The organism is Erythrobacter sp. JB1-4, from assembly GCF_057365025.1.
On sequence record NZ_CP200292.1, the window covers coordinates 1,535,680 to 1,548,451 of the forward strand.

At 56.5% G+C, this 12,772-nt stretch carries 10 protein-coding genes and 1 pseudogene; 5 read left to right on the forward strand and 6 right to left on the reverse strand.

Annotation, left to right across the window (positions count from 1 at the left end; all coding sequences use genetic code 11):
• Positions 1-69: 69 nt before the first annotated feature.
• From AC0V61_RS07060 to AC0V61_RS07070, 3 genes are all read left to right on the forward strand, one after another.
• Entirely contained in the window at positions 70-618 is a 549-nt protein-coding gene (locus AC0V61_RS07060; protein WP_486156551.1) for a DUF4402 domain-containing protein, read from the forward strand.
• Between the two features lie 219 nt (positions 619-837).
• Positions 838-1,674: a fimbrial biogenesis chaperone gene (locus AC0V61_RS07065; protein ID WP_486156552.1), complete on the forward strand. Its 837-nt coding sequence runs from the start codon at positions 838-840 to the stop codon at positions 1,672-1,674.
• Positions 1,675-1,717: 43 nt separating this feature from the next.
• Positions 1,718-4,486, forward strand: coding sequence for a carboxypeptidase-like regulatory domain-containing protein (locus AC0V61_RS07070; protein WP_486156553.1), 2,769 nt, complete (start codon positions 1,718-1,720; stop codon positions 4,484-4,486).
• Positions 4,487-4,522: 36 nt separating this feature from the next.
• Here the strand turns inward: AC0V61_RS07070 and AC0V61_RS07075 are convergent, their stop codons facing one another.
• Entirely contained in the window at positions 4,523-5,602 is a 1,080-nt protein-coding gene (locus AC0V61_RS07075; protein WP_486156554.1) for a hypothetical protein, read from the reverse strand.
• Between the two features lie 205 nt (positions 5,603-5,807).
• On the reverse strand, positions 5,808-6,305 hold the full coding sequence (locus tag AC0V61_RS07080) for a GAF domain-containing protein (protein ID WP_486156555.1): 498 nt from the start codon (positions 6,303-6,305) through the stop codon (positions 5,808-5,810).
• A gap of 85 nt (positions 6,306-6,390) precedes the next feature.
• Here AC0V61_RS07080 and AC0V61_RS07085 point away from each other — a divergent pair, with 85 nt between their 5' ends.
• A complete protein-coding gene (locus AC0V61_RS07085) occupies positions 6,391-7,884 on the forward strand; it encodes a PQQ-dependent sugar dehydrogenase (protein WP_486156556.1) in 1,494 nt (497 codons plus the stop codon).
• A 6-nt stretch (positions 7,885-7,890) separates the two neighbouring features.
• Here AC0V61_RS07085 and AC0V61_RS07090 read toward each other — a convergent pair whose 3' ends face one another.
• Positions 7,891-8,715: a DUF815 domain-containing protein gene (locus tag AC0V61_RS07090; RefSeq protein ID WP_486156557.1), complete on the reverse strand. Its 825-nt coding sequence runs from the start codon at positions 8,713-8,715 to the stop codon at positions 7,891-7,893.
• A gap of 9 nt (positions 8,716-8,724) precedes the next feature.
• Complete coding sequence (locus tag AC0V61_RS07095; RefSeq protein ID WP_486156558.1) at positions 8,725-10,467, reverse strand: acyl-CoA dehydrogenase family protein; 1,743 nt, start codon at positions 10,465-10,467, stop codon at positions 8,725-8,727.
• An 87-nt stretch (positions 10,468-10,554) separates the two neighbouring features.
• Between AC0V61_RS07095 and AC0V61_RS07100 the strand changes: the two are divergent.
• Positions 10,555-11,503 (forward strand): annotated as a pseudogene (locus AC0V61_RS07100) (L-threonylcarbamoyladenylate synthase).
• 1 nt (position 11,504) lies between these two features.
• Here AC0V61_RS07100 and AC0V61_RS07105 read toward each other — a convergent pair.
• Positions 11,505-11,837, reverse strand: a complete 333-nt coding sequence (locus tag AC0V61_RS07105) for a hypothetical protein (protein WP_486156559.1) — start codon at positions 11,835-11,837, stop codon at positions 11,505-11,507.
• A 74-nt stretch (positions 11,838-11,911) separates the two neighbouring features.
• A complete protein-coding gene (locus AC0V61_RS07110) occupies positions 11,912-12,706 on the reverse strand; it encodes a head GIN domain-containing protein (protein WP_486156560.1) in 795 nt (264 codons plus the stop codon).
• Positions 12,707-12,772: the final 66 nt, after the last annotated feature.

Consider the following 12,772-nt stretch of genomic DNA (forward strand, 5'->3'; position numbering starts at 1 on the left):
GGGTTGCGAAAGTGCTTTTTTGGTCATCCTGACAATGGGAATACAAGACACTTTCGGAAGGACCAACCAATGACCAAGATTTTCCGCACAGCCGCAGCCGGTGTTGCACTCTTTGCCGCTGTAGGCATGGGCTCTGCTGCTCAAGCGCAGGTTTCAGACAACGCCGATGCAACGGCTGAGATCCTTGCAGCGCTTCAGCTCACCAATGATGAGGGCCTCGACTTCGGCTCACTCATCCTCAACGCCAACTCAACCGGTGGCACTGTGACTGTCGCAGCCAATGGCACGCGCAACTGTAACTCTGACGTGATCTGCGGCCCAGCTGGCACAGAGCAGCCAGCAGAATTCACTGTCACCGGCGCAGCAAACAGCAGCATCGACGTGACTGTTCAGGACCTTGTTGCAAACCCTGTTTCACTCACGCACACTGCAAACGCAGGGTCGACGCTTGCTGAGCACAACATTGAGCTCACCTCGCTCGACGATGGTTCACTTGGTGGCTTCACCACGTTCAGCGGCAACGAAACATTCAACATCGGCGGCGAAATCACTCTCGACGGCAGCGAAATCGCTGGCACATATCAAGGTGAGTTCACTGTGACTGTTTCTTATCAGTAAAACCTGAGCTGGCGGCGCGGACAATGTCGGTGCCGCCAAAATAAGAACCGCAAAAAGCCGTAGCCTTCGAAAAAGGCTGCGGCTTTTTACGTATAACTTGGCGTTATAAGCCTCACGCTTCTTTAGCCATTCTTAACCCTGTTTGCTTACCAAACCTAGGTGAAAACACTAGGAGGCCCAGATGCGACTGGGCAGATACGCCAGGGAGCGACCAGAACTATGTTCCGCAATTCATTGATAAAAACCATTAGGGCGGCTGCAACAATCGTTTCTGTCGGGGCCGCCGTTGTGGCCGCTCCGATTTATGCGCAGGGCGACCTTTTGGTCGCGCCGACCCGGGTTATCCTTGATGGGTCGCGTGGTACGCAAGTGATCTTGAGCAATATCGGCTCCGAAGAAGCAACGTATCGCATCGGGCTAGAGCTTCGCCGGATGACCGAGGACGGGCAGCTTGTACCGGTCGAGAAGGTTGATGCGAACAATGTCGAAGAAGCATCTCTTGGCATGATCCGTTACGCGCCGCGCCGTATTGCTTTACCTCCAGGGCAACCACAGGCGGTTCGGCTTGCCGCGCGTCCTGGTGCTGAGCTGCCTGACGGCGAATACCGTGTGCACATGTCTTTCAAAGCGATCCCGCGCCCGCGCGAGGTTACGCAAGAAGAAGCGCAGACCAATGAGGTGAAATTTAAGCTCGTCCCGATTTATGGCATCACGATCCCGATTATTGTGCGCCATGGCCGCGTCGAAGCACAGGTGGCATTGACCCAACCGAGCATCATCCAAGGCGAGGATGGACCAGAGCTTGCGATGACGATCGAGCGTTCAGGTGATAGCTCAACCTATGGGGCGCTTAGCGTCGTGAAGCCGGGTATGGAAAAGCCCATCCTGCTTGCAGGAGGCATCGCAGTTTATCCTGAGATCGGCACGCGCCAAGTGCGAGTGAAGCTGACCCCTGAACAGGCCGCGGTTATTCGTGGACCGGGGCGGATTGAATACCGCGACCTGCCTGAAAATGGCGGCGGGCTTATCGCATCCGTCGATGGAATGATCAGCTAAGGCTCAGCCTTTAGCAACCGGGTTCATGCCCGGGCATTATCCGATGACAATACGACGCAAACCAATTCTTAGCGCCGCTGCGGGTCTCGCAGTGGCGCTTAGTGCGTTTGCGCAGGCAGACGGGGTGGCGGCGCAAGATGCGAGTGGCAACCCTGGTGGTTGGCAAGCCAATGAGGACGATGCCCTCCTGCTCCAGCTCAACATTAAGAACTTCAAGCTTACCTATGATGTCCGCGGATATCAGACCGATCGCGGCGTTTGCCTTGATCTGGCTGATGTCGTGCAGTCACTTGACCTGCCGATCCGCATCGACAAAAAGTCGCGCCGCGCAACTGGCTGGCTCTTTGCAGAGGATCAGGAAATCACAATTGATCGCTCCTCAAATACAGTACAAAACGTGAACAATAAAGGGGGCGGCGCAGGTCCCGTGCCGCTCGCTAACGAAATTTACGACACGCCAGAGGGTTGGTGCGTTGATACCGATGCGCTTTCAACGTGGTTTGGCATCGACTTCAAGCCCGATCTATTCAACGCCAGCGTCAGGTTAGAGTCCGAGACAGACCTGCCCTTTATGGCCGCAATTGAACGCCGAAAGCGCGCAGAACGCATTCGTCCAAAGCGCGTAGGGTTTGACTTATCGCAATATCCCGAATCGAAGATGGAATATCGCACTTGGCGCACCCCTTCTGTGGATGTGGTTGCCGATGTAGAGGTCCGGGACAACTCCGGCTTGGGCGGGCGCATAGAGCTTTTTGCCGCCGGTGAGGCCCTTGGCGCGAGTTACACCGCGCGCGTTAGCACCGATAACAATCTCAACCCTCAAACTGTGCGCGTTCGTGCGTACCGCAGCGACGCTTCAGGGGGCCTTCTTGGCCCACTTGGCGCGACCGACGTGGCGATTGGCGATGTTGAGACGGTGCCGGGCCGGCTGGTCGGACAAACAGGTGTGGGACGTGGTGCATTCATCACCAATCGCCCGCTTAATCAAACATCTCGTTTCTCAACGACCGTCCTACGCGGGACCTTGCCTTCAGGCTGGGACGCAGAGCTTTATCGCAATGGCCAATTGCTGGCGTTTCAGGGTTCTCGCGATGACGGCCGATATGAGTTTATCGATGTCGATCTCTTCTTTGGCCGAAATGATTTTGAAGTCGTGCTTTATGGACCGCAGGGCCAAATAAGGCGCGAACGCTCATCCGTTCCTGTTGGAACCAGCCAGATTGAACCAGGCCAAACACTGTATTGGGCCGGGGTGGTTCAGGAAAACCGCGACCTTATCCAGTTGCGATCTCTTGGGAACCTGCCCAACCAGCAACCACGCGAATGGCGATGGGGCACTGGTGTTGAGCGTGGATTGAGTAAGCGCACCAGCGTTGGTCTGGGTGTTCACAATTTGTTCCGAAATGGATCGCGGCGCACCTACACAGAGGCGACGCTTACCCATTCCTTTTCCTTTGCCCAAGCTGAGATTGCGGCGGCCCATGAGTTTGGCGGCGGGGTGGTTGCCGACTTCAACACGCTTGGCCGCGTGGGCAAGGTGAATTTCGGCACCAATGCGAGAGTTTTCTTAGGCGAGTTTCGTGGAGAATTCTCGCAAAACGACATTGATTATCAAGGGTCGGTGAATTTCTCGACTGCGTTACAGATGGGCAGGCTTTCACTCCCAGTGCAGGGCGCAGTTAGCCATTCCAAGCGCCCAAATGGCGAATCTGTGAATGCTTTCAGCTTGATCACTTCGGTAAACGCGGGTCGGACGTCGATTTCTGCGCAAATTTTGCATGAGAAAGACAGTGGACGACCGCAAAACGACCGAACTGATGTGACGATCATTGCCAACAGACGCTGGCGCGACTTTCGGGTCAGGGGCAATGCTGTGTTTAGCGCGGCAGGACCCAATAAGGGCTTGGATTCTGCAACGGTCCGGGTCGAAGCCGACATTCAAGAAGAAGGAACTTTGCAGGGCGACCTTGATTACACCTCTGCCAATGATGAATTCCGCTTAACTGCTGGATACACTCATCGCTTCAAGGAGTTCTCTTTGCGCGGGGACGCATTTATCACCTCCAGCGGTGGGATCGGCGCAGGGATTCAGGCGGCCTTTAGCTTAGGACCTGATCCGACCTCTGGCGGAGTGCGTGTAACCCATTCAAAACTTGCAAAAAATGGTGCTGCAGCGGTTACTGTCTTTCGCGATGACAACGGCAATGCTCGCCGCGATGAAGGAGAAGCGGTGCTCAAAAATGTTCTTGTTGAGGCTGGGTTGCGCAGCACCGATGCCATAACCGGCGAGAATGGAACTGCGATTGTGGACGAACTTCGGCCCTTCCAGCCTGTGCTCGTCGGAATTGACGAAAGCACACTTGAAGATCCATTTCTTGCGCCAGCCTCAAAGGGGATTGTTGTAACCCCTCGCCCAGGCGTTGCCGCCCGGGTCGAACTGGCAGTTTCACCCACAGGCGAAGTTGAGGGGTCACTCCTGAGTGTGACAGGAACCCCGCAATCAGGGGTTCGGTTACAGTTGATCGACAAAAGAGGCGCAATCGCAGCTCAAACGATCAGCGAGTTTGATGGATTCTTCCTCTTCCAACGCGTTCCTTATGGTGAGTATCGCCTGCGGGTTTCTGATGAGGCAGTGAAAGCGCTCAACGTGCGTGCGGCCCTTCCGCTCAAAGATGGAGGGGATGTCTTCAGGATTGGTAGGGGTGAAGACATCATCCGCTTTGGCACTGTCAAACTCACCCATGCAAAAGACGAGGACCCGCCAGACTTACGCCCGGCAGGTCCCGTAATCGCTGCTGCTAGCGCTGATTAGCGCCAATACGTCTGCCCTCAAAAGTCTGGGCAGAAATCAATTGCCTTTGATGTAGCGCGGCTGCGTTTTGATTTGACGCGGTGCGGGCAGAGTTTTGATCGGTTGCGGCGCCGGCCGCGCAATGGGTTGCGGAGCTGGGCGCGGCGCAGGCACCGTCCGAGACGCGCCTGGCACTACCTCTTCGCGGACCGTTTCACGCACAATCACGCGCTGACGCTGCTGATACTCGACTGGAACATAGGTGATTTGTTGCGGTGGCTGGTAGTAATATTGCGGCGCTGCGTAGGTGTAGCTTGGTGCTGCGTAGACGGGCGCTGCGTGAACAGGCGCTGCATAAACGGGCGCGGGTGCAGGGATGGTGCGTGCAGCCACTCGGTGACCACCATGCACATACTGCGAAAGATACGCATCGAGTGCTGCTTTACAGTCATACTCACCGCGATCATTGCGACCACCGCCAATCAGGCTGCCAAGAAGCGCGCCGCCAAGACCGCCAACACCTGCGCCAAGCAGAGTGCCACCCAGGCGCTCGCTATCAAATGCACGGTTGCCGATGATCCCACCGGCGACAGCACCAAGCAGACCGCCGATGATGCCGCCTTTCTTGCGGCCGCGGTATCCATCGGTCCGGTTTTCACACTCTGCGATCCACTGTTCACGCTGAAAGACTTGCGCGCCTGGGGTGTATGCAGGTGCATAATGGCCAGCATAGCCCGGAGCATACCCTTGCGCATATCCATGGCCTGCATGCTGAGCGCCATTTGGAAGCGCCGGAAGTTGAACCTCGTACTCTTCCTCGGTCACATAACTCGCTGGGCCCTGAGCAACAGGAGTGCGGCGGGTGATGCGCCGGGTGCGTGTGATTGTCTCGACACCGTCTGGACCAATGGTTGTCTCACCGCGCGGTTGAACGCTTGTTGTGGCAACGCGCTCTGAAACGCGAGGCGCAGTTTGCAGTTCGGGTGGCAGATCACGCGCTTGCGCATCGCTAAGGACGCCTACCTCTGGAAGGTCGGGCATGAAATCTTGCGCAGCGGCAGCTGTCGGAAGAGCAAAGGCAGCGCCTGCAAGACCAATGCCTGCAAAAGCGGTGCGTGTAAGAGCGGTGCGTGTCATCTTAAATCCCCTTTTGCGCCCGAGAACTGCAGGGATTGAACCCCTGCGAATCGCGTTCAGCGCGTCAGAAAAATGCTTGCTAAATCATTAGCATCACGCTGGTCAGTGATCCAAACCGCCAGTCTCACCGTGTCTCGAAACGGGGCGAAAGCATGTGCAATGGTAATGACCTGTCTCGCACCGCGAGATGCGCGTTTAATCCGCGTCAGAACCGTGATGTGAGCATTTGCGCAAGGGCTTCGATGCCATCGATATCTTCTTGGGTGAACCGCGCTTTTTCCGGGCTATCGAGATCGATAACTGCCACGACTTTCGCATTCTTCATTACAGGGACAACCAGCTCTGAGCGACTGGCCGCATCACAGGCGATGTGTCCGGGAAAAGCATGAACATCTTCCACACATTGGGTTTTCGCGGTTTGCGCCGCAGTTCCGCAGACCCCTTGCCCAAGCGGGATGCGGATGCAGGCGGGTCGCCCGTTGAACGGTCCCAGCACCAGCTCTTCAGCCCCTGAAGCGTTTGGTCCCATACGGTAAAATCCCGCCCAATTGAGGCCTGGCACAAATTCCCAGATCAAAGCTGCTACGTTGGCCATATTGGCAACCGCGTCCTCCTCGCCGGTTGTCAAAGCGTCGGCCGCCTCGAGCAACTGCCTGTAAAGCTCAGGCTTTCCCATGGCCGGATCGGGTTTGAAATCAAACATAGTGCTTTGTCCTTAAAGACGCATCCGAGGTGAGATCACCACTTGCCTGTTGAGCATCGCTGCGCCCTGCCTTATCGGGCATCACATGGGTATTTTTCGAAAAGTCGCAATCGCTCTCCTCGTTTTTGTAGTCGTCGCAGGGGCAGGACTGTTCTATCTGTCGCTTGGCCAGACCGCTGAGCTAACCGTTGAAGAGGTCACCGGCACTGATCCGGTATTGGCAGAAGCCTCGCCCGAGAATTTTCCAACTGTTCAAATCGCTGAGCCTGTGGGTTGGGAAGAGGGGCAAGTGCCAACAGCTGCGCAGGGCTTTACGGTCAACCGCTTTGCTGAGGGGCTTGATCATCCAAGGGTTCTTTATGCGCTTCCCAATGGCGATGTTTTAGTGACATTGACCAGAGCGCCTTCACGCCCATCCGATGATGAGGGCCCGGGTTTCTTTGCGTCAATATACAATGCCATTGCGGACATGCTTTTTGCTAAAGCCGGCGCAGCGGGAGCGTCTGCGGATCAGGTGGTGCTCCTTCGCGATGCGGATGGCGACGGCGTGGCCGAAGTAAAAGACGTTCTGCTGAGTGCAGAGAATGGCCTCACATCTCCCTCTGGCATGAGTTGGCGTGATGGCACGCTTTATGTCGCCAATCACAACGCTGTTTTGGCATTCGATTATGAGCTTGGTGCAAAAAGCGTCAGCAGCGAGGCGCGTAAGCTCATGGACCTCCCGCCCGGTGGTGGGCACTGGATGCGGAACATCGAAATCCATCCCGATGGTGACAACCTCTACGTCGCAGTAGGCTCTGTCTCGAATATTGGCGAGCAAGGCATGGCTGTCGAAGAAGGACGCGCTATGATCTGGGAGCTCGACCTCGAAAAAGGCGGCGCGCGGCACTACGCAGTGGGTCTTCGCAACCCCAATGGCCTTGATTTCAGCCCTTGGTCTGGCGAACTTTGGACCACCGTGAATGAACGCGATATGCTCGGTTCAGATCTGGTGCCTGATTATCTGACAAATGCCCCTGTGGGAGCGAATTACGGTTGGCCTTGGGTTTACTACAAGAACAATGTCGACCGCCGCGTTGAAACCCGCATGCCTCGGTTCATGACGGAATACACCCGCTATCCTGAATTCGCCTTGGGCCCTCATGTGGCCGCCTTGGGTCTGGTCTTCACTGCAGAGGGCCACCGCATGGGAGACGAATTTGCCAGCGGAGCGTTCATCGCGCGGCACGGTTCTTGGAACCGTAAACCGGCTTCAGGTTACGATGTGGTCTATGTCGCTTTTGACGAGCTTGGCAATCCAACAGGCAAGCCAGTACCTCTGCTCACCGACTTCCTAAACGAAGACGGCACCACCAAAGGCAGGCCAACTTGGGTGGAGTGGGCGGGAGATGGATCTTTGCTCGTGTCGGACGATACTGCTGGCATTATTTGGCGCACTTTTGCACCTGAAAGTGAACCGGGCGCAGCTATCAAAGAGGTGACAGGTGAGCCCCTGCCTCCGGCGCGTGAATTGGTTGATCCGCGGGTGCAATTTGAAGAGGAATACCTCCGCCAGCAAGCCGCGGAAGCATCAGAGTAAGCAATCCTATGAGAGCTTAAGTCCCGCTCGTCCTGCAAGTTCACAGGCGAATTGAAAAGCTGTGCGTCCGGAGCGATTGCCCCGTGCAAGCGCCCAGCTTTGCGCCTCCACTTCATCAAGCGACAGGCCAAGCGGTTCGGTGTAAGAGCGCACAATCTCAATATAAGTCGTCTGATCACATGGGTGGAAGGCAAGCGTTAGTCCAAAACGGTCCGCCAAGGCGAGCGCATTGTCTCGCTCGTCGCGTTCGTGCAGATCACCCGGATTTTCTGCTTCTCGGTGTACGATGTTTCGCCGGTTCGAGGTCACAACAAGCTTGATGTTATCAGGGCGGCCTAACGCGCCTCCGTCTAACAAGCTGCGTAAAGCAAAATTGGCTTGGCTATTACCTTCGTCAAAACCAAGGTCATCGAGGAACAGCACAAAGGCACGAGGATTGTTTGCAAGGGCCCCTATGAGCTGCGGTATAGTGCTAAGGCCTGTTGGTGTAACTTGAACGAGGGCAATTGCCTCACCTGATTGCTGCAAATCGTGCACGCCTGCACGAACAAGCGCCGACTTACCCATCCCGCGCGCACCCCAGAGCAAGGTGTCGTGTGCAGCCGCTCCGGTTGCGAGCCTTCGAAGGTTCTCGCAAACCGCCGCTTTGTGCGCGTCGATCCCGCGAAGTCGCTCCAAGGGGAGGGCATCGAGCGCCTCAATACGAAGCGGTTCACCGCCATTCCAAAGATAGGCAGCATGCGCAGACCAATCCACCGGGGCAGGGGGCTCTGGTGCCAATCGCTCAAGTGCAGCAGCAATCCTATCCAAGGCCTGATCGCGCTGTGTCATGATCTGCGCTTAGCTCGCCAAGGCCTCTGGTGCGAGCGTGTAGAGGTCGGCCGCACCGGCAGTCGCGCTTGCTTTAAGGCCCATGGCCTCTGGCACAATCCGATCGAGGAAGAAGCGAGCCGTTACCGGTTTGGTCTTAGCCAAAGCTGGGCTTGCGCCGCCCGCCACAGCATTCGCCTGCTGCATCAATTGCCAACCTGCAACAGCGACAGCAAGCATCGTGCAGAATGGAACACTGCCAGCAAGTTTGTCATCGAGACTGGCCTCATCGCGCATCCAATGAGCGATATGCAGGCAATCCTTTGCAAGCGCTGAAAGGTTCGGCTCGCTATCAGCGAAGCGGATGATATCCTCGATCAACGTGGTCATCGCCTCGCCCCCATCGAGCCCAAGCTTGCGGGTCACAAGGTCAGCGGCCTGGATGCCGTTGGTGCCCTCATAAATCGGAGCAATTCGCGAATCGCGCCAGTGTTGGGCTGCGCCGGTTTCTTCGACAAAGCCCATGCCGCCGTGGATTTGAACGCCGATACCGGTGACCTCCACGCCAATGTCTGTGCCCCATGCTTTGAGCAGCGGCACCAGGATTTCAGCGCGGTTTGATGCATCCGCATCACCCAGTGTGCTGCGATCCACTTGTCCAGCGCAATAGTATAGAAGCGCGCGCGCGCCTTCGGTTAGAGCCTTCATACGAAGGATCATGCGGCGCACATCAGGGTGCTCAATAATAGCAACCGGGTTCTTGTCTGGCGAACCAGCGCGGGCGGACTGAACGCGGTCCATTGCGTAAGCAATTGCTTGCTGCGTTGCCCGCTCACCGATTTGTACGCCTTGGTTTCCGACATTGATCCGCGCATTGTTCATCATCGTGAACATGCAAGCCAGACCCTTGTTTTCTGCTCCCACCAGCTCGCCGATGCAATTGTCATTGTCGCCATAGGACATAACGCAAGTGGGCGAGGCGTTGATGCCAAGCTTGTGCTCTAGGCTCACCGGGCGGCAATCGTTGTGAGGCCCGAGGGAGCCATCCGCGTTCACATGGTACTTTGGCACCACAAACAGTGATATCCCGCGCGAGCCTTCTGGCGCACCAGGAAGGCGTGCAAGCACAAGGTGAATGATGTTATCCGCCAGAGTGTGATCACCCCAAGTGATATAAATCTTCTGGCCTTTGATCTTGTATTTGCCAGCATGTTCACCGTCTGTGATCAGCTCAGCGGTAGAGCGAAGCGCGCCCACATCGCTGCCTGCGGCAGGTTCGGTCAGGTTCATCGTGCCTGACCATTTCCCACTTACGAGATCGGGCAGGTAAAGCGATTTTTGCGCATCATTGCCGTGATGTTCCAACGCTTCAATCGCGCCAACCGAAAGCATCGGGAGCAGACAGAACGCCATGTTCGCTGCGCCCAAGTTTTCAAGCACATTGCAAGACAGCGTGAAGGGGAGACCCTGGCCCCCAAAGTCGGTTGAGCTGCCAATCGAATTCCAGCCCTGTTCGACATATCCTTCGTAAGCTTCTTTGAAGCCATCGGGCAGGCGCACTACGCCATTTTCGAGTTTTGCCCCTTCGAGATCACCGACACGATTGAGCGGTGCAAACTCACCGGCTGCAAACTGACCTACGCCTTCAACAATGGCCTCGACCAGATCGCTTTCGGCGTGGGCGAACTTTTCCGAGCCAGCGAGCTCTTCGATGCCCGCGTTCACACGGATGGCGAGCAATTGGTCCTGAGTGGGCGGTGTAAACGGGGTCACTGGGGTTGATCCTCTCAAACTGGGGCACAGCACGAGATCTGCGAAAGCGTGCTTGGCAATTTTGCCTATCAGATATAGCGCGAAGGCATGGCTCGCAAGAACGTTACGGAACAGCTGTTGCCCACGGATGATGGTTTGGCCCGTGCGGCTGATATTCTCGAAAGTGGGGGGCTTGTCGCTGTGCCGACGGAGACGGTCTATGGTCTTGCTGCGCGCGCTGATAGTGCTGATGCAGTGGCGGGGATTTACGCCGCCAAGGGTAGGGCCGAGTTTTAATCCTCTCATCGTTCACGTGAATAGTGTCGAGCAGGCAGAAACACTCGCCCATTTTGAAAACCGCGCCCGCGATTTGGTTGAACACTTCTGGCCTGGCCCTTTGACCCTTGTGCTACCGATCAAGGAAGATGCAGGGCTCGCCGCAGCCGTTAGCGCGGGCCTTCCAACGATAGCCCTTCGTCAGCCTGCTCATCCCACAATGCGCGCTCTGCTGAACAAGCTGGATTTCCCGCTAGCCGCTCCATCCGCCAATCGCAGCGAGGAAGTGAGCCCCACGCGGCCTGAGCATGTCATGGCGTCTTTGGGTGATGCCTGTCCGGCGGTGATCTGCGATGGTGCAACCGATGCGGGACTTGAGTCCACTATTGTGGCGCTTCGCGGCGATGGTGGTTGGAGCCTTTTACGCCCCGGTCCCATCACCAAGGAAGTGCTCGAGCGGATCCTCGGCCCTGAGGCATCACAGCAATTGGACAAAATCGAAGCGCCCGGACAAATGGCCCGTCATTATTCCCCCGGCAAACCCCTTAGGCTTGGTGCAAGGAAAGTTGCGCAAGACGAGTTCTGGATTGGCTTTGGAGAATTGGACGGGGATTGCAATTTATCGCCGTCCGAGGATCTCAACCAGGCTGCAGCAAATCTTTACGAGTGCCTGCACGTGGCCCGAGCTTCAGACAAGCCGCGCATCGCGGTCGCGCCTGTTCCGCAGGAAGGCGTTGGTCAAGCAATCAATGACCGCCTCAAAAGGGCGGCCAGCAAATAAGCTAGCGCGGTTCCAGCGGCACTTGAGGAAGAAGTTCCTCTATTTCTTCGCGCGTCTTTGCTGCGTCTTTGCACGCGCCGCGATCGCCATCAGCGCAATCCGCGCTTTCCTCTTCAAATTGCCGCTCCAGCTTAGCAAGGCGAGCTTCGCGACGGCGGATTTCGCGGCCACGGTTTTCGTCAGCCTCCGATTGGCTGGTAGTGGCAACATCAACGGCTTTGCTCGCAACGCGCACAGGCGCTGTCACCACATTGGCGGCGGTGCGGACGAGACATCCGGAAAGAGTGAGTGAGCACGTCGCCAAAGCGATTGCGAGGGTGGGGGTGATGCGCATGGGCAAGACTGTGCGTCTGAGCATAAAAGAAAGCAAGCTAGGGATTGCCCGTGCTGGCGTGTGGAGTGCTCAATTTATCCCGAACACACGAGCGAGCCTGACCCCATCGCGTTCTCGGTGCATTTGGCCGTTCCTTCGACGCGCACACTTCCGGAACCCATGATGCTTGCATTGACGCTTCCGTCAGATTGCAGACTTACGCTGCCTGAACCGCCAACAGAGATATCGGCCTCATCCGCTTTGAGGCGTGCCAAATTGGCCCCGCCTGATCCTGTAAGGCTAAGGTCGAGGCGATTGGCACTCCCCGCAGCCGATAAGCTGCCAGAACCGGTAAGCGCAAGATCGAGCGTGTTTGCGGTGATATTGCTGAACTTTGCGCTTCCTGAACCTGTGACGCTAACCTCAAGCGAATTCACCTCAGCCTCGCCCCCGGTAAAGCTCCCGGAACCTGTCAAAGACACTTCTGCACTTTCTGCCAAGGCATCGGCTTTCACACTTCCGCTTCCGGTAACTGCAATATCGCTTGGTGCGGGCATCGTGATGCGGATTGTTGCTGCATCTGAATAGTCCCAGCCATCTTGTTCGCGGGTGATCCCAAGAACGCCGTCTTCAAGGACAAATCGAATTGCTGCGACCGCTTCATCATCGCCTTCGATATCAATTGTCAGCGTGTCACCTTGCGTAAGCACTACGTTATCAGGCCCCTGTACGATCAACTCCAAGGGTGCAGATCCGCCCGTGTCGAGGTCAGCCAGAGGCACGCCGGTCTCCCCATTAATTGAGCCATCGAAGTTGAAACAACCCGAAAGCCCAAAGGTCAATGGGAGCGCTGCGAAAGCGTAGAGGGTTTTACGAGCGGTGAATGACATGGGGGAACTCCAAATTGCAAGTGCGTATTACAAAGGTAATACACCCAGCTCACATCCGCAAGGTAT